The organism is Azospirillum sp. TSH100, from assembly GCF_004923295.1.
GTDB lineage: Bacteria > Pseudomonadota > Alphaproteobacteria > Azospirillales > Azospirillaceae > Azospirillum.
Window position 1 is genome coordinate 1,753,470 of sequence record NZ_CP039634.1, and the last position, 21,527, is coordinate 1,774,996.

General features: G+C 67.6%; 21 protein-coding genes, 1 other RNA gene and 1 pseudogene. 20 read left to right on the plus strand and 3 right to left on the minus strand.

The features are described 5' to 3' along the window. Positions 1-45 precede the first annotated feature (45 nt). Positions 46-2,040, minus strand: coding sequence for a transketolase (gene tkt, locus E6C72_RS08350; protein WP_109442401.1), 1,995 nt, complete (start codon positions 2,038-2,040; stop codon positions 46-48). Positions 2,041-2,453: 413 nt separating this feature from the next. On the opposite strand from tkt, the gene E6C72_RS08355 reads away from it, so the two are divergent. The 19 genes and pseudogenes from E6C72_RS08355 (at position 2,454) to ftsH (ending at position 17,791) form a co-directional block, all read left to right on the plus strand. Next, positions 2,454-2,678, plus strand: coding sequence for a hypothetical protein (locus E6C72_RS08355; protein ID WP_109442402.1), 225 nt, complete (start codon positions 2,454-2,456; stop codon positions 2,676-2,678). Positions 2,679-2,682: 4 nt separating this feature from the next. Beyond that, the gene (locus tag E6C72_RS08360; RefSeq protein ID WP_109442403.1) at positions 2,683-2,991 is read left to right on the plus strand and encodes a cell division protein ZapA; all 309 of its coding nucleotides are present in this window, start codon (positions 2,683-2,685) and stop codon (positions 2,989-2,991) included. Positions 2,992-3,005: 14 nt separating this feature from the next. Then, a non-coding RNA gene (gene ssrS / locus E6C72_RS08365) (6S RNA) lies at positions 3,006-3,169 on the plus strand. A gap of 32 nt (positions 3,170-3,201) precedes the next feature. Further along, on the plus strand, positions 3,202-3,786 hold the full coding sequence (locus E6C72_RS08370) for a 5-formyltetrahydrofolate cyclo-ligase (RefSeq protein ID WP_169055138.1): 585 nt from the start codon (positions 3,202-3,204) through the stop codon (positions 3,784-3,786). 22 nt (positions 3,787-3,808) lie between these two features. Beyond that, on the plus strand, positions 3,809-4,633 hold the full coding sequence (locus tag E6C72_RS08375; protein ID WP_109442405.1) for a TIGR00282 family metallophosphoesterase: 825 nt from the start codon (positions 3,809-3,811) through the stop codon (positions 4,631-4,633). Positions 4,634-4,804: 171 nt separating this feature from the next. Beyond that, positions 4,805-5,557 (plus strand): YebC/PmpR family DNA-binding transcriptional regulator, encoded by a 753-nt coding sequence (locus tag E6C72_RS08380; RefSeq protein WP_109442406.1) that lies wholly within the window; start codon positions 4,805-4,807, stop codon positions 5,555-5,557. A gap of 81 nt (positions 5,558-5,638) precedes the next feature. Further along, positions 5,639-6,106 (plus strand): annotated as a pseudogene (ruvC, locus tag E6C72_RS32170) (crossover junction endodeoxyribonuclease RuvC); the annotation flags it as partial. Positions 6,107-6,349: 243 nt separating this feature from the next. Then, entirely contained in the window at positions 6,350-6,691 is a 342-nt protein-coding gene (locus E6C72_RS32175) for an endonuclease domain-containing protein (RefSeq protein WP_247875870.1), read from the plus strand. Continuing rightward, positions 6,688-7,314 (plus strand): Holliday junction branch migration protein RuvA, encoded by a 627-nt coding sequence (gene ruvA / locus E6C72_RS08390; protein WP_109442407.1) that lies wholly within the window; start codon positions 6,688-6,690, stop codon positions 7,312-7,314. Before E6C72_RS32175 ends, ruvA begins: the two co-directional genes overlap by 4 nt. After that, positions 7,311-8,384 carry a Holliday junction branch migration DNA helicase RuvB gene (gene ruvB, locus E6C72_RS08395; RefSeq protein WP_109442408.1) on the plus strand — a complete coding sequence of 358 codons (1,074 nt, stop codon included), beginning with the start codon at positions 7,311-7,313 and terminating at the stop codon, positions 8,382-8,384. The genes ruvA and ruvB overlap by 4 nt, the downstream gene beginning before the upstream one ends. Then, entirely contained in the window at positions 8,371-8,862 is a 492-nt protein-coding gene (gene ybgC / locus E6C72_RS08400; RefSeq protein ID WP_109442409.1) for a tol-pal system-associated acyl-CoA thioesterase, read from the plus strand. Before ruvB ends, ybgC begins: the two co-directional genes overlap by 14 nt. Before the next feature lie 57 nt (positions 8,863-8,919). Next, the gene (gene tolQ, locus E6C72_RS08405; protein ID WP_109442410.1) at positions 8,920-9,654 is read left to right on the plus strand and encodes a protein TolQ; all 735 of its coding nucleotides are present in this window, start codon (positions 8,920-8,922) and stop codon (positions 9,652-9,654) included. Positions 9,655-9,657: 3 nt separating this feature from the next. Then, a complete protein-coding gene (locus tag E6C72_RS08410) occupies positions 9,658-10,140 on the plus strand; it encodes a biopolymer transporter ExbD (RefSeq protein ID WP_085088826.1) in 483 nt (160 codons plus the stop codon). 16 nt (positions 10,141-10,156) lie between these two features. Next, a complete protein-coding gene (locus E6C72_RS08415; RefSeq protein WP_109442411.1) occupies positions 10,157-11,335 on the plus strand; it encodes a hypothetical protein in 1,179 nt (392 codons plus the stop codon). Between the two features lie 2 nt (positions 11,336-11,337). After that, positions 11,338-12,690 carry a Tol-Pal system beta propeller repeat protein TolB gene (gene tolB, locus E6C72_RS08420; RefSeq protein WP_109442412.1) on the plus strand — a complete coding sequence of 451 codons (1,353 nt, stop codon included), beginning with the start codon at positions 11,338-11,340 and terminating at the stop codon, positions 12,688-12,690. 149 nt (positions 12,691-12,839) lie between these two features. After that, positions 12,840-13,307 (plus strand): peptidoglycan-associated lipoprotein Pal, encoded by a 468-nt coding sequence (gene pal / locus E6C72_RS08425; protein ID WP_109442413.1) that lies wholly within the window; start codon positions 12,840-12,842, stop codon positions 13,305-13,307. Positions 13,308-13,549: 242 nt separating this feature from the next. Further along, positions 13,550-14,404, plus strand: coding sequence for a tol-pal system protein YbgF (gene ybgF / locus E6C72_RS08430; protein ID WP_109442414.1), 855 nt, complete (start codon positions 13,550-13,552; stop codon positions 14,402-14,404). Next, entirely contained in the window at positions 14,392-15,771 is a 1,380-nt protein-coding gene (gene tilS / locus E6C72_RS08435) for a tRNA lysidine(34) synthetase TilS (RefSeq protein WP_247882038.1), read from the plus strand. Before ybgF ends, tilS begins: the two co-directional genes overlap by 13 nt. Before the next feature lie 82 nt (positions 15,772-15,853). Next, a complete protein-coding gene (gene ftsH / locus E6C72_RS08440) occupies positions 15,854-17,791 on the plus strand; it encodes an ATP-dependent zinc metalloprotease FtsH (RefSeq protein ID WP_109442415.1) in 1,938 nt (645 codons plus the stop codon). 83 nt (positions 17,792-17,874) lie between these two features. Here ftsH and E6C72_RS08445 read toward each other — a convergent pair whose 3' ends face one another. Both E6C72_RS08445 and fabI read right to left on the minus strand, forming a co-directional pair. Next, entirely contained in the window at positions 17,875-18,963 is a 1,089-nt protein-coding gene (locus tag E6C72_RS08445) for a hypothetical protein (RefSeq protein ID WP_246193782.1), read from the minus strand. 210 nt (positions 18,964-19,173) lie between these two features. Then, the gene (gene fabI, locus E6C72_RS08450; protein WP_109442417.1) at positions 19,174-20,022 is read right to left on the minus strand and encodes an enoyl-ACP reductase FabI; all 849 of its coding nucleotides are present in this window, start codon (positions 20,020-20,022) and stop codon (positions 19,174-19,176) included. 118 nt (positions 20,023-20,140) lie between these two features. On the opposite strand from fabI, the gene E6C72_RS08455 reads away from it, so the two are divergent. Next, the gene (locus tag E6C72_RS08455; protein ID WP_109442418.1) at positions 20,141-21,502 is read left to right on the plus strand and encodes a YihY family inner membrane protein; all 1,362 of its coding nucleotides are present in this window, start codon (positions 20,141-20,143) and stop codon (positions 21,500-21,502) included. Positions 21,503-21,527: the final 25 nt, after the last annotated feature.

Consider the following 21,527-nt stretch of genomic DNA (forward strand, 5'->3'; position numbering starts at 1 on the left):
GGATGTGGGGCGTCCGGAATAGGCTGGACGCCCTTTCGGCTTCTCTCAGAGACGCGCCTTAACGGCGTCCACGACCGCTTCGGCGGTGATGCCGAAGTGCTTGTACAGTTCCTGGTAGGGGGCCGATTCGCCGAAGCCGGCCATGCCGACGAAGGCGCCCTTGTCGCCCAGCCAGCGGTCCCAGCCCAGACGGATGGCCGCCTCGACGCCGACACGCACGCCGGTGCCGAGCACCGACGCCTTGTAGGCGTCGTCCTGGCGCTCGAACAGTTCCCAACTCGGCATAGACACAACGGCGGTGCCGATGCCCTGGGCCTGCAGCGCCTTGCGGGCCTCCACCGCCAGCGACACTTCCGAGCCGGTGGCGAGGATGGTCGCCTTGCGCTCGCCCTCGGCCTCGACGATCACGTAGGCGCCGCGGGCCGACAGGTTCTCCGCCGTGTGCTCAGTGCGTAGGGTGGGGACGTTCTGGCGGGTCAGCGCCAGCACCGACGGGCTGCCGGTTGCCTCCAGCGCGATCTGCCAGCATTCGGCGGTCTCGACCGCGTCGGCCGGGCGCAGCACCAGCAGGTTCGGGATGGCGCGCAGCGCCGCCAGATGCTCGACCGGCTGGTGGGTCGGGCCGTCCTCGCCGAGACCGATCGAGTCATGGGTCATCACGAAGACGGTGCGCTGCTTCATCAGCGCGGCCAGGCGGATCGACGGGCGGCAATAGTCGGCGAACTGCATGAAGGTGCCGCCGTAGGGGATGATGCCGCCATGCAGCGTCATGCCGTTCATCAGCGTCGCCATGCCGTGCTCGCGCACGCCGTAGCGGACGTAACGGCCGGCGAACTCGCCCTTGCCCTTCACGTCGGCGGTGTTCTTGACCTTGGTGTTGTTCGACGGGGTCAGGTCGGCGGAGCCGCCGACCATCTCCGGGATCGCCGGCACCAGGACTTCCAGCGTGTTGCCGGAGGCGACGCGGGTCGCCCAGCTCGGCTTCTCGGCGCTGATCTTCTGCTTGAAGGCGACGATGGTGTCGGTCAGCGCGGAGGGCACGCCGTGGCCAAAGGCCTCGTCGAACGCCTTGCCGGCCTCGGCGGTCAGGGTGGCGCGGCGGCTGCTCCAGGCGGAGTAGGCGTCGGCGCTGCGGGTTCCGGCGGCGCGCCAGGCGGACAGAACCTCGTCGGGAACGACGAAGGGCTCATGGGTCCAGCCGATGGCGCTGCGGGTCGCGGCGATCTCGTCGGCGCCCAGCGGCGAGCCGTGGCAGGCGTGGCTGTTGGCCTTGTTCGGTGCGCCCTTGCCGATGATGGTGCGGCAGGCGATCAGCGTCGGCTTGTCGGTGGAGGTGCGCGCCTGGGCGATGGCCTTCGACACGGCGTCGGTGTCGTGGCCGTCGACGGCGATGGTGTTCCAGCCGTAGGAGCGGAAGCGCGCCTGGGTGTCGTCGGTGAAGCTGAGGTCGGTCGCGCCGTCGATCGAGATGTGGTTGTCGTCCCACAGCACGATCAGGCGGTTCAGCCCGAGATGGCCGGCCAGCGAGCAGGCCTCGTGGCTGACGCCCTCCATCAGGTCGCCGTCCGACGCGATCACGTAGGTGTAATGGTCGATCAGCTCGTCGCCGAAGCGGGCGTTGGTGATCCGCTCCGCCAGCGCCATGCCGACCGCGGTGGAGACGCCCTGGCCGAGCGGGCCGGTGGTCATCTCGATGCCCAGCGTCGGATCGACTTCCGGATGGCCGGGGGTCAGGCTGTGCAGCTGGCGGAAGCGCTTGATCTCGTCGATGGTCATGCGCTCGTAGCCGGTCAGATAGGCCAGCGAGTACATCAGCATCGAGCCGTGGCCGGCCGACAGCACGAAGCGGTCGCGGTCGGGCCAGGTCGGGTTCTTCGGATCGAACTTCAGGAACTGCGTGAACAGCACCGTGGCGACGTCGGCCATGCCCATCGGCATGCCGGGGTGGCCGGACTTCGCGGCCTCGACCGCGTCCATGGAGAGCGCGCGGATCGCGCTGGCCATCGTGTGGAGGGAGGGCTGGGCGGAGTCAGCGGGCATCTGGCGTTTCCTGCGGAGTCGGGCGCGGTTGCGGCGTCGGCAACGATCGTTGCGCGGTCACCTAATAAGGCGCCGCGAAACGGGCGCACCATGCAGAACCGCTGTCCGCAGGTCAACATGGGAATGGGGTAGGAAATGGCATGGCAGCGGCCCCTCTTCCGTGTGGCCCATGTCCCGTGGGATGTTTCCTGTACGACATCGTCGTCGTATTGGCCCGTCCGCTGCGGCCTTCCGTCACGCCCCGGTATTCCGTGTGGTCAATTGGTGGAACAGACCGTCGTTGTGGTTGACGAGGTCGGCGTGCCGGCCCAACTCTAGGCGCTCCGATAAGGCAGCGGCTCGGCTTGGCGGACAGCCGGGGAGGGGCCGATGCCCGGCGAACATGACGTGCCCACAGGTCGAGGTAGACGTCCATGGATTCCCTGAAAGCCGCTCTCGACCGTCTCGGCCGTGCCGTGGACCGGCTGGAACATGCCGCGATCGCCCGTGACGAGCGGGTGATCCGGCGCGAGCAGGACTTGTCGCAGGCCCTGGAGACCGCGCGCGCGGACCGGGCGACCGCCCAGGCCACCGCCGAGGCGGTGTCTCAGCGGCTGGAGGTCGCCATCGCCCGCCTGCAACAAGTGCTGGAGAGCTGACGCCATGGCCCAGGTCGATATCGAAGTGAACGGCCGCTTCTATCGCATGCTGTGCGAGGACGGGCAGGAGTCGCGGCTGCGGGAGCTGGCGGCCTATGTCGACGACCGGCTGCGCCGGCTGACCGGCGGCGGGCGCAACGGGTCGGAGGCGCAGATGATGCTGATGACCTGTCTGGTGCTGGCCGACGAGCTGCAAGACGTGATGGCCGGCAAGGGAATTGCCCCATCGGTGGACGAGGGCGCGGTGGTCGGCGAACTCGATCGTGTGGCAAAACGCATCGAAGAGGTTGCCGCGCGGCTCGAGCGCGCCTAGATTGGTACACGGAAGGACCGCTGCCTGGTTCGACAGGCTGCAATAATCCCCAGGGCCGATAACCTTGATCTCTAGGGAGCTGTCCCTGTCCGGCCCATCGGGCCGGGTACACGGCGCCCACCTGCTCATGCAGGCCATGGAGGATAGGCACATGGCCACCGGCCGAGGCGGCACCTTCCACCCTATTCTTCCCTCCGCATGCAGTCCGCGATGACCGATCCGCAAGCCAAGGACGCCGCCCGACGCGAGGCGCGCGTCCGGCGCGACGCCATCGCCGACTCCGACCGCCCCACTGCATCGGCCGCCCTGCGCGACCGCATCGCCGAACTGGCGCGCGACGGCCATCTGCCGCGCGGTGCCGCCGGGGGATATTGGCCGCTCGGCTCCGAACTCGACGCGCGGCCGGCTTTGCTCCATCTTAAGCAACTTGGTCATCAGGTCGGACTGCCGGTGTCGGGGCCGCGCGGCACCGCGCTGGTCTTCCGCGACTGGGATCCGCAAGCGCCGATGGCGGTCGGCCGTTACGGCATCCAGGAGCCGGCGGAGGGGCGTGCCGTGCTACGCCCGTCGCTGCTGCTGGTGCCTCTGCTGGCCTTCGACCGCTCCGGCCACCGGCTGGGCTATGGCGCCGGCTATTATGACCGGACACTGGACGCCCTGCGGGCGGCGGGAACAGTGGTCGCGGTCGGCGTGGCCTTCGCCGTACAGGAGATGGCGGCGGTGCCGGTGGACGGCCATGACCAGCCGCTGGACTGGATCGTGACGGAGCGCGAGACGCTCCGCATTCGTAAGTGAGCATTTCTGGAAGGTTGGGGCGATGCGGATTCTGTTCTTCGGCGACGTGGTGGGCCGGGCCGGGCGTGAGGCGGTGCTGGCGCACATGCCGATGCTGCGCGAGACGCTGGACCCCGACCTGACCGTGGTGAATGGCGAGAATGCCGCCGGCGGCTATGGCGTCACCGTGAAGATCGCCGAGGAGTTCTTCGAGGCCGGCATCGACGTGGTGACACTGGGCAACCACACCTGGGACCAGAAGGAACTGGTCTCAACCATCGAGCAGCAGCCGCGCATTGTCCGCCCGGTGAACTACCCGGAGGGAACGCCCGGCCGCGGCTTCGTCCTGTTGCAGGCGCGCGGCGGGCGCAAGGTGCTGGTCGTCAACGTGCTGCTGCGGCTGTTCATGGAACCGATGGACGACCCGTTCGCCGCGGTCGACCGGGTGCTGAAGGCGCACCGGCTCGGGCCTGGCGGGGTGGATGCGGTGCTGGTCGACATGCACGGCGAGGCGACCAGCGAAAAGATGATCATGGGGCATTTCTGCGACGGCCGCGCCTCGCTGGTGGTGGGCACCCACAGCCATGTGCCGACCGCCGACCATATGGTCCTGCCGAAGGGCACCGCCTATCAGTCCGATGCCGGCATGTGCGGCGATTACGACAGCGCCATCGGCATGAAGAAGGAGGTGGCGCTGGCCAAGATGGTGCGCAAGCTGCCGACCGAGCGGCTGTCTCCGGCGGAGGGCGAGGGCACCGTCTGCGGCTGCTACGTCGAGACCGACGACCGCACCGGGTTGGCCGTCCGCATCGAGCCGCTACGCATCGGCGGGCGGCTGAGCCGGACTTTGCCGGAACGGATGCAGTAGGGCGTTCACAGCGCGACCCCGGCCGCGCCGCAATCTCGCCATATTGACTTTCTAATCCCGTGGGTGTCGTCTCCCGCGCCGAAAAGGTGCGGTGGGGCGGCAGACCTGTTACATGTGTCGTGCGCTCACCCCGCCCGATTGACCAATTCCGTTTCGAGGCTCGTTCGACCCATGGCCGGTCATTCCCAGTTCAAGAACATCATGCACCGCAAGGGCGCGCAGGACGCCAAGCGGTCCAAGATCTTCAACAAGCTCGCCCGCGAGATCACCGTGGCCGCCAAGAGTGGCCTGCCGGACCCGGCGGCCAATCCGCGCCTGCGCGCCGCCATCCTGGCCGGACGCGCGCAGAACATGCCGCGCGACCGCATCGACCGCGCCATCAAGCAGGGCACGCCCGGCGGCGGCGACGACGCCAACTACGAGGAGGTGCGGTACGAGGGCTACGGCCCCGGCGGCGTCGCCCTGATCGTCGAGGCGCTGACCGACAACCGCAACCGCACTGCCGCGGAAGTGCGCTCCAGCTTCACCAAGTATGGCGGCAGCCTGGGCGAGACCAATTCGGTCAGCTTCATGTTCAGCCGCATCGGCGCGATCTTCTACCCGGCCGCCGCCGCGGATGCCGACGCCGTGTTCGAGGTCGCGCTGGAGGCCGGTGCCGACAATGTCGAATCCGACGAGAACGGCCATGAAGTCACCACCACGGTGGAGAATTTCGGCGCCGTGCGCGATGCGCTGGAGGCCAAGTTCGGCGGTGCGGAAAGCGCGCGTCTGACCTGGCGTCCGCTGAACACCGTCGCCCCAAGCGAGGATGCCGCGGCCAGCCTGCTGAAGCTGCTGGACGTGCTGGAGGACAACGACGACGTGCAGGTGGTCGAGGGCAACTTCGACATCTCCGACGAGCTGATGCAGAAGCTGACCGCGTAACAGCGACGCGGGTCTTGCAGGCGGAGAGCGGGTGCCGTGTTTGCGCGGGCAGGACGACGTGAGGCGGAAGTGCCGTCGCCGGTGCGGCTGCTGGGGATCGACCCCGGCTTGCGCCACACCGGCTGGGGCATCATCGACGTGGCCGGCAACCGCCTGAGCCACGTCGCCGATGGCGCGGTGCATTCCGACGACCGCTGTCCGCTGGCCGAGCGGCTTTTACAGCTCCACGATGCGTTGTCGGCGGTGGTGGAGCGCTACCACCCCGACGAGGCGGCGGTCGAGGAGACCTTCGTCAACAGCAACGCGGTCTCGACGCTCAAGCTGGGGCAGGCCCGCGCCGTGGCCCTGCTGGTGCCCGCCCAGGCCGGGCTGGCGGTGGCGGAATACGCCAACAACATGGTCAAGAAGGCGGTCGTCGGCCAGGGCCGCGCCGAGAAGGCGCAGGTCCAGACGATGGTGCGCCTGCTGCTGCCCGGCTGCGAGATCGGCACTCCGGACGCCGCCGACGCGCTGGCCGTGGCGATCTGCCACGCGCACCATCGTGCGAGCTGGACGATGTGGCGGCGTGGGGATGATGCGTCGCGGCATACCCTCTCCCCCCCGGGGAGAGGGTTGGGTGAGGGAGGCGCATTGCGTGCCTCTCCCAAGGCTCCACGCAGTGCCTCCCCCTCACCCCGACCCTCTCCCCGGGGGGGAGAGGGGGATGGTCCCCTGGGGCGCGTGGGGGATATGGCACAAGTTGCGAAAAGCAAACCGACTGACTACATAACCGGGCGCGCGCGCGATCTGCGGATGAACGCCACGGATGTGGAAAAGATCGTCTGGCAGAAGCTGCGCAATGCCCAGCTTGGCGCGAAATTCCGTCGGCAGGAGCCGATCCTGGGCTTCGTCGCCGATTTCGTCGCCCATGACCATCGCCTGATCGTCGAACTGGACGGCGGCCAGCATGCCGAGCAGCGCGCCGCCCATGACGAGCGGCGGGCGCGCATGCTGGAGCAGGCGGGCTTCCGGATCCTGCGCTTCTGGAACACCGACGTGATCGACAATCTTGACAGCGTGCTGGAGACCATCCGTGCGCGTCTCGAAGAGACCCCCATTCTTCGCAGCCAGCCCTCGGGCCGGGAGTTCCCATGATCGCCAAGCTGACCGGCATCGTCGATTCCACCGGCACCGACTGGGTCGTGCTCGACGTCAACGGCGTCGGTTACCTGCTGTCCTGCTCCAACCGCACCCTGTCGCGTCTGGCGGTGGGCGAGCGGGCGTCGCTGGTCGTCGAGACCTTCATCCGCGAGGAGCGCATCGTCCTGCACGGCTTCGGCGATCAGGCCGAGCGGGACTGGTTCAAGCTGCTGACCACCATCCAGGGCGTCGGTGCCCGGCTGGCGCTGTCGATCCTCGGCGTTCTCGACCCCGACCAGCTGACCCGCGCCATCGCCTCGCAGGACAAGACCGCGCTGGTTCGGGCCGACGGCGTCGGGCCGAAGGTGGCGGCGCGCATCCTCAACGAACTCAAGGACAAGGTCGGCAATCTGGCGCTCGGTCCGGCGGCAAGCGCGGGCGCGCCGGCCGGCAAGGGCGCTCCCGCCGCCGTTCCGGGCGCCAGCCCGGCGCTGGCCGATGCGGTGTCGGCGCTGGTTAATCTCGGCTATGGCCGGTCGGAGGCCTTCGGCGCGGTCGTCGCCGCCGGGCGCGTGCTGGGCGATGAGGCCGGCGTGTCCGATCTGATCCGCCAGGGTCTCAAGGAACTGAGCCAATGAGCGATCCCCAAAACGATCGTCTGGTCCAGCCGGGCCAGGGCCACGGCGATTCGGCCGAGGCGTCGATCCGCCCGCTGTCGCTCGCCGAGTTCATCGGCCAGCGCCAGGCGCGCGAGAACCTGTCGATCTTCATCCAGGCCGCCCGTTCCCGCAACGAGGCGCTGGACCATGTGCTGCTGTTCGGGCCGCCCGGCCTGGGCAAGACGACGCTGGCGCAGATCGTCGCGCGTGAACTGGGAGTCGGCTTCCGCGCCACCTCCGGCCCGGTCATCGCGCGGGCCGGCGATCTGGCGGCGCTGCTGACCAATTTGCAGCCGCACGACGTCCTCTTCATCGACGAGATTCATCGCCTTAATCCCGCCGTGGAAGAGGTGCTTTATCCCGCCATGGAGGATTTCCAGCTCGACCTCATCATCGGCGAAGGCCCATCGGCGCGGTCCATCCGGATCGACCTGCCGCCCTTCACCCTCGTCGGCGCCACGACGCGCAGCGGCCTGATCACGCGCCCCTTGCGCGAACGCTTCGGCATTCCCGTGCGCCTGCAATTCTACGAGCCGGACGAGCTGGAACTGATCGTGCGCCGCGCCGCCGGTGTGCTCGGCATGGGCATCACGCCGGAGGGCGCCCGCGAGATCGCCAACCGCTCGCGCGGCACGCCGCGCGTCTCGGGCCGCCTGCTGCGCCGGGTGCGTGATTTCGCCGCGGTGGCGGGGGTGGAGGAGGTCGACAAGCGTGTCGCCGATGCCGCGCTGACCCGGCTGGAGGTCGACCGGCTTGGACTCGACAGCATGGACCGCCGCTATCTCGGGCTGGTCGCCACCAATTACGGCGGCGGGCCGGTGGGCGTCGAGACGCTGGGGGCGGCGCTGGGCGAGCAGCGCGACGTGCTGGAGGAGGTGGTCGAACCCTACCTGATCCAGCAGGGCTTCCTTCAGCGCACGCCGCGCGGGCGCATGCTGACCGACCAGGGTTTCCGCTATCTCGGCCTCAACCCGCCGAACGCGCCGCTGCGGCAGCTCGACCTGCTGGACCGCGCGCCCGATCCGACGGAGGGGGATGGCGATGAGTGACGCTCCCGCCCTCTCTCTGTCCGGATGGTTCGCGGAGGATGGCACCCACCGCTATCCGCTGCGGGTCTATTACGAGGATACCGACGCCGGCGGCATCGTCTATCACGCCAATTACCTGCGATTTGCGGAACGGGCGCGGACGGAGATGCTGTACCTGATGGGCTTCCGTCAGAAGGAGATGGCCGAGGGCTCGGGCGATGTCACAGGTGTGTCATTTGCGGTACGGCGCCTGACCATCGATTTTGACGCCCCTGCCAAGCTGGAGGACGTGCTTGAAGTGGAAACCCGAATCGTCGATATCCGCGGTGCCTCCTTCGCAGTTGCACAAGTCATCCGCCGCGACGGTCGCGTGCTGGCGCGCGCCGACCTGCAGCTGGTGACGATCAACCGGGCCGGACGGGCCGTGCGCCTTCCCGAACCGGTGAAAGCGGCGATGGAGACGCTGCATGCCAAGCAATCCACGCCTGCCCACTCATAACCGACCGCTTTCCTTCCACATCCCCGTGCCAACAGCGCAACCGCGAGACTGACTGCGATGGACGCCCTGCAAACCGCCCAACTGGCCGGCAATGCCGCCGCCACGACGGCACATGAGATCACGATCCTCGGCCTGTTCTGGCAGGCCGACGCGGTCGTCAAGATCGTGATGATGATGCTTGTCGTCGCCTCGATCTGGTGCTGGGCGATCATCATCGAAAAGCTGATGCGCATCCGCCGCCTGAACGCCCAGGCCGATGCCTTCGAGGAGGCGTTCTGGTCCGGCGGTTCGCTCGACGCGCTGTACGACCGCATCGGCCAGACCCCGGCCGACCCGATGGCCGCGACCTTCTCCGCCGGCATGCGCGAGTGGCGCCACGCCGCCGACCGCGGCATCGGCGGCACCATGAAAAGCTCGCTGCAGCAGCGGGTGGAGCGGGTGATGGCGGTGACCATCGGCCGCGAGATGGCGCGGGCCGAACGCTACATGACCTTCCTGGCCTCGGTCGGCTCGACGGCCCCCTTCATCGGCCTGTTCGGCACGGTGTGGGGCATCATGAACTCCTTCACCTCGATCGCCGGATCGGGCAACACCAGCCTCGCCGTGGTGGCGCCCGGCATCGCCGAGGCGCTGTTCGCCACCGCCATGGGCCTGCTGGCCGCCATCCCGGCCGTGCTGTCCTACAACAAGTTCTCCACCGACCTCGGCCGCTACGCCGACCGGTTGGACACCTTCTCGGGCGAGTTCTCGGCGATCCTGTCCCGCCACCTCGAGGAGCGGGGAGCCGCCTGAACCATGGCCGGACAACTCGCAGGCAAATCCCACGGGCGCGGCAAGCGCCGGGGCTATCGCGCGATGGCCGAGATCAACATGACGCCGTTCATCGACGTCATGCTGGTCCTGCTGATCGTCTTCATGGTCGCCGCCCCGATGCTGACCGTCGGCGTACCGGTCGACCTGCCCAAGACCAATGCCGCTCCGCTGGAGCAGCAGAAGGATCCGCTGTTCGTCACCGTGCAGACCGACGGCCGCGTCTTCGTCCAGGAGACGCCGGTCGAACTGACCAACATGGTGCCGCTGCTGATCGCGGTGACCAACAACAACCCCGAGGCCCGCATCCTGGTTCGTGGCGACGCCAAGATCGCCTACGGCAAGATGCTGGAGGTGATGGGCACCATGAGCGCCGCCGGCTTCAAGAAGGTCGGTCTGGTCGCCGAGATGCCGAACGGCCCGACCGCGTCCAGCGCGCGGGTCGGCGCCCCCAAGCCGGCGCGTTGAGGCGGGCGGAACTCCCATGCGCAAGCCCCTGATCGCCTCGGCGGTGCTGCACGTCGCGCTTGTCGCGCTGATGGTGCTCGGCCTGCCGCCCAGCGATCGCAAGCTGGAAATCGCCGCCTCGATCCCGATCGAGATCGTCGACGTCGGCGAGATCACCCAGGCTGCCCGCGTCGAGAAGGGCGAGCCGAAGCCGGCCAACGCCGCTCGTCCGCCGATGCCCGAGGCCAAGCCCGCCCCGCCGGCTCCCGAACCGCCGGACGAGGAGGACGAACCTCCTCCTCCGCCCCCGCCGCCCACGAAGACGCCGGAGCCACCCAAGGTCGCCCAGGTGCCTCCGCCTCCGCGCGAGCCGACGCCGCCGCCCAAGCCTGCCCCGACGCCACCACCTCCTCCTCCGCCGCCTCCTCCTCCGCCCCCGGATCCGGCGCCGTCGCCGACTCCGAAGCCGCCCGAGCCTCCCAAGCCCGAGCCTCCGAAGCCGGAACCGCCCAAACCGGAACCGCCGAAGCCCGAGCCTCCGAAGCCGGAGCCGAAGAAGCCCGAGCCTCCCAAGCCGGAACCGCCCAAGGCGGAGCCGAAGAAGCCGGAACCGCCCAAGGAAGTGGCGAAGGCCGAGCCGCCGAAGGATTCCAAGGCCGAGACGAAGAAGCCGGATGCTCCGGCCAAGCAGCCGGAGAAGCCGTCGGCCAAGACCGATCCGCTGTCCGACCTGCTGTCGAACGTCGGGAAGATCAAGCCGTCGGACAACCCGAAGGCGGACGGCAAGGCATCGGCCAGCGCCAACAGCGACGCCAAGCCCAGCCAGAAGACCGCGTCGGCGGCTCCGGCCGGCGCGGCGAAGGCGACGAACGGCCCCGACAAGCCGTTCAAGCCGTCGGGCCGCGCGCTGGACGCCATCCGCGGCCAGCTGAGCAAGAACTGGAACTTCGACAGCGGCCGCAAGGACGCCGGTTCGATGCAGATCGAGATCCACGTGGAGGTCGGCCGCGACCACAGCGTGGTCCGCGCCTGGATCGACGACAAGTACCGGTCGCGCTACATGTCGGACGCCGCCTTCCGGGCGTCGGCCGACGCGGCGGTGCGGGCCGTCAAGCGGTCCAGCCCGCTGGAATTGCTTGCCAGCGAGTTCACGCCGCAGACTTATGAAGATTGGCGCTTCATCGTGTTCAATTTCGACCCGAGGGACATGTTCTGACCATGACGACGAAGACGAGGCTTCTGTTGAAGCTGGCCGGGGCCACCGGCGCGCTTCTGCTCTCCCTCGGCGTTGCCGCTCCGCAGGAGGCGCGCGCCGAGTTGCGCATCGACATCACGCGGGGCGTGTCCGAGCCGCTGCCCATCGCGATCACCAGCTTCGCCGGATCGGGCGGGCGTGACGCGCAGATGGGCGCCGACATCTCCAAGGTCATCTCCGACGACCTGGAGCGGTCGGGCCTGTTCCGTCCGCTGGACCCGCGCGGCTTCCTCCAGACGCCTGACCAGCTGCGCAGCGGCGAGCCGCGCTATCAGGACTGGAAGGCGCTGGGCGCGCAGGCGCTGGTCGCCGGCAACACCACGACCGGCGGCGACGGCCGCATGAAGGTCGATTTCCGCCTGTGGGACGTTGCCGCCGGCCAGTATATGCAGGGGCTGAGCTACAGCGCCTCGCCGCAGGAATGGCGCCGCATCGCCCACATCGTGGCCGACGCCATCTACAAGCGCCTGACTGGCGAGGACGGCTATTTCGACACGCGCATCGTCTATGTCGCCGAATCCGGCCCGGCGAACGCGCGCAAGAAGCAGCTGGCCATCATGGACCAGGACAGCGCCAACCATCAGTTCCTGACCGACGGCCAAACCCTGGTCCTAACGCCGCGCTTCTCGCCGACGTCGCAGGAAATCACGTACATGTCGTACTTCAACAAGAAGCCGCGCGTGTACCTGTTCAACATCGACACCGGCCGCCAGGAGGTCCTGGGCGACTTCCCCGGCATGACCTTCGCCCCGCGCTTCTCGCCGGACGGCAACAAGGTCATCATGTCGATGGCCCAGAACGGCAACACCGACATCTACACGCTGGACCTGCGCACCCGCCGCCAGACCCAGCTGACCGACGCGCCGGGCATCGACACCGCCCCCAGCTATTCGCCGGACGGCCAGCGGATCGTCTTCGAGTCGGACCGCGGCGGCACCCAGCAGCTCTACGTCATGGGTGCCGACGGTTCGGGCGTGAAGCGTCTGACCTTCGGCGAAGGCCGCTACGGTACGCCGGTGTGGTCGCCGCGCGGCGACCTGATCGCCTTCACGCGCCAGCGTGGTAGCAGCTTTGCAGTGGGCGTAATCCGTCCGGATGGGTCGGGGGAACGAATCCTGACCGAAGCCTTCCATGTCGAAGGTCCGACCTGGGCGCCGAACGGCCGTGTTCTCATGTTCTTCAAGGACTTGCCGTCGGGTGACGGCCGTGGCCGCAACGCGAAGCTGTACAGCATCGACATCACCGGCGCCAACGAGCGTCGCGTGAGCACCCCGGTCGATGCGTCGGACCCCGCGTGGTCGCCCTTGATTCCCTAGTGGAGTAGCCCTATTTTGCGGCCACGCGGGAGCAATGCTCAAGACAAAGGTCGGACGTCGTCTTTTCGTCGGGGATTGGCGGAAAGAAGCGGCTCCCGCTCAGACAATGTTCGACCATCCAACAAGTTTCGTTCAAGGGGTCCCTGAACATGCGCATGAAGTTCCTTGCTCTCGCCGCGGTCGCTCTGCTCGCCGCTTGCGAATCCACTCCGAACGACGCCGCCAACGGCGCCAACACCGGTGCCCAGCAGTCGATCCGTCCGGGCTCGGCGGAAGATTTCGTCGTCAACGTCGGCGACCGCGTCTTCTTCGGCCTCGACCGCTTCGACCTGTCGCCGGAGGCTCGCGCCACCCTCGACCGTCAGGCCAAGTGGCTGCAGACCTACGGCTCGGTCACCGTCACCGTCGAGGGCCATGCCGACGAGCGCGGCACCCGTGAGTACAACCTGGCCCTGGGTGAGCGCCGCGCCAACTCGGTGAAGAACTACCTGGCCGCCAAGGGCATCCCAGCCAACCGCGTCAACGTCGTCTCCTACGGCAAGGAGCGTCCGGCCGTGGTTGGCTCGAACGAGGCCGCCTGGTCGCAGAACCGCCGTGGCGTGACCGTCGTCAACTGATGACGCCGGTCCCCGCCTGATGGGGAACAGGGAAGGGCGCCGCCGCCGGGCAACCGGGGCGGCGCCTTTTCTTTTTGGGCGATGCGTCCCCGGCTCTTCCGGTGGCCGGATTTCCGGCGCTGTCGGTTCTTTGCGCCGGCGCGCAAGTTCTGCTAAACAGCGGCCATCGCGTCGCCTTTTTCGTTCGCCATGGTCGCCGTGGGTGCTCCCCCGGCATCAGATCTCCTCAGGATCCCACGCGCATGACCAACATCCGTCCCGTCGCCGCCCTGCTGCTGGGTGGCATGCTCGCGGCAAGCCCCGCTCTGGCCCAGTCCAAGGCGCAGATCGAGCGGCTGCAATCGCTGGAAACCCAGGTCGCGGTGCTGGGCGGTCCGGTGGAGGTGGCGCAGCTGTCGCCTTCCGTCGCCGCCGACTTCGAGATCCGCCTGCAGAACCTCGAACGCACCATCCAGGATTTGACCGGCAAGTACGAGGAATCGACTTATCAGGTCACCCAACTGCGCGAGCGTCTGGAGAAGGTGAATGCCGACGTCGATTTCCGCCTGAAGGAACTGGAGAAGGGCGGTGGGGCGACCGGCGGTGCGATGGGCGGCGCCATGTCCGATGCCGCGCCGAGCAAGCCGTCCAAGGCTGCCGCGGCTGACGACAAGAAGGCCGACAAGCCGGCGCAGACTGCATCGGCCAACCCGCCCTCCACCGCTGGCCTGTCGCCGGAAAAGCAGTATGAGCAGGCATTCGAGCTGCTGCGCAACTCCGACTATGATCGGGCGGAGAAGGCGTTGCAGGAGTTCATCGCCAAGAACAAGTCGCATGCCTATGCCGGCAACGCGCAATATTGGCTGGGCGAGAGCTATTACGTCCGCAACAAGTTCCCGGAGGCGGCCCAGGCCTTCGCCGAGGTGCTGTCCAAGTACCGCACAAATCCCAAGGCGGCGGACAGCCTGCTGAAGCTGGGCATGACCTTGCAGCAGATGAACAAGAAGTCGGACGCCTGCACCGCCTTCGGTCAGCTGTTGACCAAGTTTCCCGAAGCCTCGGCCAGCGTGAAGCGCCGCGCCGATACGGAGCGCAAGCGCATCAATTGCCCGGCCTGATGGATGGCGACTCCGGCGACGGCACTGGCGAAGGTCGGCCGGTCTCGCCGGAGGAGTTTGCCCGTGCCCTGGCGGCGCTGGGCGGATTCGAACCGGCTCCGGCCGTCGCTGTCGGCGTTTCCGGGGGCGGCGACAGCGTGGCGCTTGTCCTGCTGCTGCGGCATTGGGTCGCGGAGCGGGGCGGAAGCCTGCTGGCGCTGACCGTCGATCATGGACTGCGGCCCGAGTCCGCGGCTGAAGCAGCGGCGGTCGGACAGGCGATGGCCCGGCTCGGCGTTCCGCATCGAGTGCTGCGCTGGGACGGCGCGAAGCCGGCTGGGGGGCTTCAGGCGGCAGCGCGGGCGGCGCGGCACCGGCTGCTGGGCGCGGCCTGTTCCGAGACCGGTATCCTGCATCTCGCGCTTGCCCACCATCGCGACGATCAGGCGGAAACGGTTCTGCTGCGCTTGGCGCGTGGTTCCGGCATCGACGGTCTGGCCGGGATGCCGCCCGTTCGCGCCGATGGTGCGGTGCGGGTGATTCGACCCCTGCTGAATTTTTCCCACGTCCGGTTGCTGGCGACCTGTCGCGCCGAGGGCGTCGACTGGATCGAGGATCCTTCCAATCACAATCCCCGCTTCGCCCGCGCCCGGCTGCGGGCCGCCTGCGATCTGCTGGGCCGGGAGGGGTTGGATGGCGCGCGGTTGGGCGAGGTTGCCCGGCGGGCCGGACGGGCCCGTGCCGCGCTGGAGCAGGCGACGGCCGCGCTGCTGGCGGAGACTGCGGCCATCCATCCGGAAGGCTGGATCACGCTGGCACCCGAATCCCTGCTGGCGGCACCGGCGGAAATCGCGCTGCGGGCGCTGGGGCGGGCGCTGGCTGCGGTCGGTGGGCCGGTGCATCCGGTGCGCGATGAGGCGCTGGAGCGGCTGCTTGGCGGGCTGGCGGACGGTCAGGGCGGCACGCTGGGCGGCTGCGTGGTGCGGATGCGGCGTGGCACCGTGATGATCGCGCGCGAACCGGCGGCGGTGACCGAACGTCCGACGGTCCCGCCGGGTGGGGCGGTTCTGTGGGATGGCCGATTCGATCTTCGGGTGTCGTCGCGGTGGAAACTGCCCGTCACGGTCGCGGCGCTGGGAGCCGCCGGCTGGCGCGAATGGGCAGGGCGGCAGGCGCCGGAGACGCTGCCCAACCTGCCGGTTCCGGTGCGGGAAACCCTGCCAAGCCTTTGGTCGGGCGCAGATTTGCTTGGTGTGCCGATGGTTGGTATGTGCTACGGGTTTGGCGCGGATGGACAGGAGCCGGTGGATCGCGCGAAGTTTCGTCCGCTTTCGTCCTTGGGAAGACCAGCTTTTACGGTTGTTTCGGACCGGGGCGGCATTATTTAATCAGGGAACGTGCCCGTAGGAGTCCGGGGTGCGGCCTTGTCGGCGCACCGCATGGCGATGGGTTCGCAGAAAGGCGTGTGACGTGAACAATTTCGGCAAGAACCTCGCGCTCTGGATCATCATAGGGCTGCTGCTCGTGGCCCTGTTCAACCTGTTCCAGAGTTCCTCCACCCGCAGCCCGCAAACGACCGTTCCGTTCAGCGAGCTTCTCGCCGAAGTGGACCGGGGCCAGGTCGCCGACGTGACGATCAAGGGCAACCAGGTTTCGGGCCATTTCTCCGACGGCCGCTCCTTCAGCACCTATGTCCCGCCCGAAGCGGGTCTGGTGGAGCGCCTGACCAACAAGAACGTCCGGATCAACGCGGTTCCCGACGATAGCAACGTGCCGTCGCTCTTCTCGGTGCTGCTGTCCTGGTTCCCGATGCTTCTGCTGATCGGCGTCTGGATCTTCTTCATGCGCCAGATGCAGTCCGGCGGCGGCAAGGCGATGGGCTTCGGCAAGTCGCGGGCCCGCCTGCTGACCGAGAAGGTCGGCCGCGTCACCTTCGACGACGTCGCCGGCATCGACGAGGCCAAGCAGGAGCTGACGGAGATCGTCGAGTTCCTGAAGGACCCGCAGAAGTTCCAGCGGCTGGGCGGCAAGATTCCGAAGGGCTGCCTGCTGGTCGGTCCTCCAGGCACCGGCAAGACGCTGACCGCCCGCGCGGTGGCCGGCGAAGCCAATGTGCCGTTCTTCACGATCTCCGGTTCCGACTTCGTCGAAATGTTCGTCGGTGTGGGTGCGTCCCGCGTCCGCGACATGTTCGAACAGGGCAAGAAGAACGCCCCCTGCATCATCTTCATCGACGAAATCGACGCGGTCGGCCGCCATCGCGGCGCCGGCCTGGGCGGTGGCAACGACGAGCGTGAGCAGACGCTCAACCAGCTGCTGGTCGAGATGGATGGCTTCGAGGCGAACGAGGGTGTGATCCTGATCGCCGCCACCAACCGTCCGGACGTTCTCGACCCGGCGCTGCTGCGTCCGGGCCGCTTCGACCGTCAGGTCGTGGTGCCGAACCCCGACGTGCTGGGCCGCGAGAAGATCCTCAAGGTCCACATGCGGAAGGTTCCGCTGTCGCCGGACGTCGACGCCAAGGTCATCGCCCGCGGCACCCCCGGCTTCTCCGGCGCCGATCTGGCGAACCTCGTCAACGAGGCCGCTCTGCTGGCCGCCCGCATCGGCAAGCGCGTCGTCGGCATGGCCGAGTTCGAGGCCGCCAAGGACAAGGTCATGATGGGTGCGGAACGCCGCTCCATGGTCATGACCGAGGACGAGAAGAAGCTGACCGCCTACCACGAGGCCGGCCACGCCATCTGCGCCATCCACTGCGTCGACAGCGATCCGGTCCACAAGGCAACCATCATCCCGCGCGGCCGTGCGCTTGGCATGGTGATGCGCCTGCCGGAAGGCGACCGCATCAGCCTGTCGCAGGCCAAGCTGCTGGCTGACCTGACCGTCGCCATGGGTGGCCGCATCGCCGAGGAACTGATCTTCGGCAAGGAGCGGGTGACCACCGGCGCTTCGGGTGACATCAAGATGGCGACCGAGATGTCGCGCCGCATGGTGACGGAGTGGGGCATGAGCGACAAGCTCGGCCCGCTGCTGTACGGCGAGCCGACGCAGGAGGTGTTCCTGGGCCATTCGGTGACCCAGCACAAGAACATGTCCGACCGCACCGCCCAGCTGGTCGATGAGGAAATCCGCCGCATCGTGGACGAGAGCTACGACCGCGCCCGGACGATCCTGACCGAGAACATCGACCAGCTGCACACCCTGGCCAAGGGCCTGCTGGAGTACGAGACGCTGAGCGGTGACGAGATCAACCGTCTGCTGCGCGGCGAGCCGATCCTGCGCGACGACGATCGCGAGACGATGGCCGTCCCGCCGCGCCCGACCACGGGCACCGGCCGCCGGTCCTCCGTTCCGCCCAGCACCGGGCAGGAAAGTGGTGGCATCGGTCCGGAACCGCAGGGCACCTGACGGTTCAAGGTTCGGAAATGAAGAAGGCGGCGCTGTGAGGCGCCGCCTTTTTGCTGGGTGGTTTTGGGTTTGGCGGGAAGCGCCTACAGCGCGCCCTTCTGCTCGCGGCGGCGGTCCAGCGCCACGTCGAACTGACGCAGCAGCTTCTGCATGCCCTCGAAGTACAGCTTGCGCGACGGGGTGTTCTTCATGCAGCGGGCGTCCAGATGGGCGACGCTGGTCAGAGCCGACACGCAGTAGCCGAGCAGCCAGTAGCGCGAGCGGATGCTGCGCAGATAGTCGCGGAAGGGCTCCGGCTGGCCGTTCATGAAGCTGCTGAACGAGGTCTCATAGTCCGACAGGATGGTGCGGATGTCGAGCAGCGTGGTTTCCAGCAGCTTGCCCACCTTTTCGATGTGCATCAGCAGCTGGGTCTCGTAGGGCTTGTGCATGCGGATGTCGACCGGAATGCACTCGCGCGACTTCAGCCAGGTCAGGATGGTGCGGGCGCGCGGAGCGATGCGGCGCAGCTGGTACTCGTAGAAGGTGGTGCCCTTCCACGCGCTGAAGATGGTGTCGGCCTCCGACCGTTCGATGCCGAAGGCGGAGACGAACAGGCCGGCCTCTTCCAGGTTGGGGTTCCAGATCGCTTCCAGGAAACGCTCGATGCTCTGGGCGCTGCCCTGGCTGCCGGACAGGGCCTTGCGGACGATCGGTTCGATGCGGGCGCGGATCAGGCGGCGGAGCTGGTGGTCCTCCTCGTTGGAGATCAGCCAGTGGCGCGGATCGACGGCGATCTTCTCCGCCTCGAAGCAGGTCTTCAGCAGGAAGGCGTCGAGCGACGGCACGTCGTCGATCATCTGCAGCATCTTCATGTCGCCGATGATGCCGTTTTCCTGCGGCCCGTGCTTGATGCCGAACTGCTCCTCCAGAAGCGATTCGGCGTTGCGGCCACGCAGATAGATGGCGATGCCGCCGGCTTCCGGCGCACGGGCGTTGTGCGGCACATAGATGCCGGTCTCCACCGGGCGCTCGCCGCCTTCCAGATCCTCGTCCTCGGCGATGGGATCACCACCGTCGTCGTCGCGGTCGTCGAAGTTCGGGTACTTGAACAGGATGCAGTTGTTCAGGCCCTGCGCCTTGAACATGCGCTGCTCTTCGGGGATCTCGCGCGTGATGGCGATGAGATTCATCGACACGCTGGACCCGCCGTAAAGGATCTGCTCAAGGATCGGAGAAACCGAGTCCATTTTCTTGCGAGCGCGCATGAATATTACCCAAATCCGCGAATATTGCTCAAATCATAAACGCCACTTTCGCAAACGCAAAGAGGGATCGGTGGACCGATCCCTCTCTTCATCATGCGATTGCAGGCGCCTTTCCGCCGCTCAACCCTGCTGGCCTCAGCCGGCCTTCGGCGTGCCGCCCAGCGAGCCGAGCAGGCTGGCGACTTCCGCCGCCTCGTCCACCGCGACCATGCCGACGGTGTGATAACCGCTGTCGACATGCATCACCTCGCCGGTGACGCCGCTGCCCAGATCCGACATCAGGAACAGGCCGGCGCCGCCGACCTCCTGGATGGTGACATTGCGCTTCAGCGGGGCATTCAGCTCGTTCCACTTCAGGATATAGCGGAAGTCACCGATGCCGCTCGCGGCCAGAGTCTTGATCGGGCCCGCGGAGATGGCGTTGACACGGATGTTGCGGCCACCCAGATCGACGGCGAGGTAGCGGACGCTGGCCTCCAGCGCGGCCTTGGCGACGCCCATCACATTGTAATGGGGCATGACGCGCTCGGCGCCGTAGTAGGATAGAGTGAGCAGGCTGCCGCCGTCCTTCATCAGCGGCACGGCGCGTTGCGCCACCGCGGTGAAGGAGTAGCAGGAGATGTCCATGGTGCGCAGGAAGTTGGCCCGCGTCGTGTCCAGATACAGCCCGTCCAGTTCGTTCTTGTCGGAAAAGGCGATGGCATGAACCACGAAGTCCAGCCCGCCCCATTCCTGTTCGATGGCGGCGAAGGTCGCGTCGATGCTGGTCTCATCCGTGACGTCGCAGGGCAGGACCAGCTTGGCGTCGACCTGCTCGGCCAGCGGCTTCACCCGCTTCAGCAGCGCATCGCCCTGGTAGGTGAAGGCAAGCTCCGCCCCGTGCTGGGCCAGGGTGGAGGCGATCCCCCAGGCGATCGAACGATCGTTGGCCACGCCCATGATCAGGCCACGCTTGCCGGCCATGAGCGGCATCGGATTGGACATCGGAACCTCGTGAACGACAGATGTGCTGCGGCTCCAGCCGCGAAAAGTGCGGGGCATCCTACACGAAAGCGCCCAATGGTCAAACCGACGCGGGCTGTCTCACCGCAGGAGGCGACGCATGTCTCGCCCTGAGGACAATACCCGCCACGGGGAGGAGGAGCGCAGTCGCATCCTGACCAGCCTGCGGGAGCTTGGCGGCTTCTTCGGTCACTCGATGCTGCGCTTCTACAACGACAACTGCTTCCAGACCGCGGCGGCGCTGACCTACACCTCGCTGTTGGCCATCGTGCCGATGATGACCATCGGCTTCGCCATCTTCTCGGCCTTCCCGGCCTTCAGCGCCCTGCAGCTGCGGATCCAGACGGCGCTGGTCAAGAATCTGGTGCCGGAGATCGGCGACGCGATCCTGGAATATCTCGGCCGCTTCATGGCGAATGCCGGGCAGATGCCGATCTTCGGCGTGATCGGGCTGGCGGTGTCGGCGGTGCTGCTGATCTGGACGATCGAAGGTTCCTTCGCCACCGTCTGGCGCGTGCGCGAGCCGCGATCCTACGTGACGCGCATCCTGTCCTTCTGGGCGGTGGTATCGCTGACACCGCTGTTCGCCGGCGCCAGCCTGTCCCTGTCCAGCACGCTGTGGACGGCGCTCGAGGTGGCGCATCTGGAGGGCGTTGTCCACCCGCTGGCGGGAATTGGCATGCTGCTGCCCTTCGCCCTGCAATTGGTCGGCTGTTCGCTGCTGTATCTGGTGATCCCGAATCGGGACGTGTTCTGGCTGGACGCGCTGTGCGGCGGAGCGATCGGGTCGATCCTGCTGGAAGGGTCGAAGGCGATCTTCGGCTGGTACATGCGCGAATATCCGGCCTACCAGACCATCTACGGCGCCCTTTCGGTGGTGCCGATCTTCCTGTTCTGGCTCTATATCGCGTGGTCGACGGTGCTGTTCGGCGCGGTGGTCACCGCGTCGCTGCCGGAATGGCGGGCGGGCAAGGTCACCCGCGGCGGCATGGAGGGGCTGCTGCCGGCCCAGCGGCTGGCGCTCGCCCTGGCGGTCCTGCATGAGCTGATGGAGGCGAGCCGGCTGGGCGTTGGCATGCGCCGCCGGACGCTGGTCGGCCGGGTGCCGGTGGGCACGCTGCTGATCGACGGCATCCTGGAACAGCTGCGCGATGCCCACTGGGTCGCCCACACCACCCGTGACGCCTGGGTGGTTACCCGCGACATGGGCGAGGCGACTCTGCTGGACCTGATGAAGGCGCTGGGCATCGGCATGCGCGGCTCCGTCCATGGTCTTGGCGGACTGGATCTGCCCTGGCAGGAACGCACCGCCCGCCTGCTGGACGCCGCCGAGGCGCGGCAGAGCGACCTGCTCAACGTGCCGCTGAAGACCCTGCTGAACGACGATTTTCCGCCAGAAGGGCAACCGGCGGGACAGGGGACAGGGCAGGGCGCGGTGTCGTTGCGGGCCGTGAAGTCGTAAATCCCGCCGGCGGGTCGATGCCCGG

Bases quoted from the DNA above. Each gene is read 5' to 3' on its own strand.
- tkt (WP_109442401.1), bottom strand. From the start codon at position 2,040: ATGCCCGCTGACTCCGCCCAGCCCTCCCTCCACACGATGGCCAGCGCG.
- E6C72_RS08355 (WP_109442402.1), top strand. From the start codon at position 2,454: ATGGATTCCCTGAAAGCCGCTCTCGACCGTCTCGGCCGTGCCGTGGAC.
- E6C72_RS08360 (WP_109442403.1), top strand. From the start codon at position 2,683: ATGGCCCAGGTCGATATCGAAGTGAACGGCCGCTTCTATCGCATGCTG.
- E6C72_RS08370 (WP_169055138.1), top strand. From the start codon at position 3,202: ATGACCGATCCGCAAGCCAAGGACGCCGCCCGACGCGAGGCGCGCGTC.
- E6C72_RS08375 (WP_109442405.1), top strand. From the start codon at position 3,809: ATGCGGATTCTGTTCTTCGGCGACGTGGTGGGCCGGGCCGGGCGTGAG.
- E6C72_RS08380 (WP_109442406.1), top strand. From the start codon at position 4,805: ATGGCCGGTCATTCCCAGTTCAAGAACATCATGCACCGCAAGGGCGCG.
- E6C72_RS32175 (WP_247875870.1), top strand. From the start codon at position 6,350: ATGAACGCCACGGATGTGGAAAAGATCGTCTGGCAGAAGCTGCGCAAT.
- ruvA (WP_109442407.1), top strand. From the start codon at position 6,688: ATGATCGCCAAGCTGACCGGCATCGTCGATTCCACCGGCACCGACTGG.
- ruvB (WP_109442408.1), top strand. From the start codon at position 7,311: ATGAGCGATCCCCAAAACGATCGTCTGGTCCAGCCGGGCCAGGGCCAC.
- ybgC (WP_109442409.1), top strand. From the start codon at position 8,371: ATGGCGATGAGTGACGCTCCCGCCCTCTCTCTGTCCGGATGGTTCGCG.
- tolQ (WP_109442410.1), top strand. From the start codon at position 8,920: ATGGACGCCCTGCAAACCGCCCAACTGGCCGGCAATGCCGCCGCCACG.
- E6C72_RS08410 (WP_085088826.1), top strand. From the start codon at position 9,658: ATGGCCGGACAACTCGCAGGCAAATCCCACGGGCGCGGCAAGCGCCGG.
- E6C72_RS08415 (WP_109442411.1), top strand. From the start codon at position 10,157: ATGCGCAAGCCCCTGATCGCCTCGGCGGTGCTGCACGTCGCGCTTGTC.
- tolB (WP_109442412.1), top strand. From the start codon at position 11,338: ATGACGACGAAGACGAGGCTTCTGTTGAAGCTGGCCGGGGCCACCGGC.
- pal (WP_109442413.1), top strand. From the start codon at position 12,840: ATGCGCATGAAGTTCCTTGCTCTCGCCGCGGTCGCTCTGCTCGCCGCT.
- ybgF (WP_109442414.1), top strand. From the start codon at position 13,550: ATGACCAACATCCGTCCCGTCGCCGCCCTGCTGCTGGGTGGCATGCTC.
- E6C72_RS08445 (WP_246193782.1), bottom strand. From the start codon at position 18,963: ATGAATCTCATCGCCATCACGCGCGAGATCCCCGAAGAGCAGCGCATG.
- fabI (WP_109442417.1), bottom strand. From the start codon at position 20,022: ATGTCCAATCCGATGCCGCTCATGGCCGGCAAGCGTGGCCTGATCATG.
- E6C72_RS08455 (WP_109442418.1), top strand. From the start codon at position 20,141: ATGTCTCGCCCTGAGGACAATACCCGCCACGGGGAGGAGGAGCGCAGT.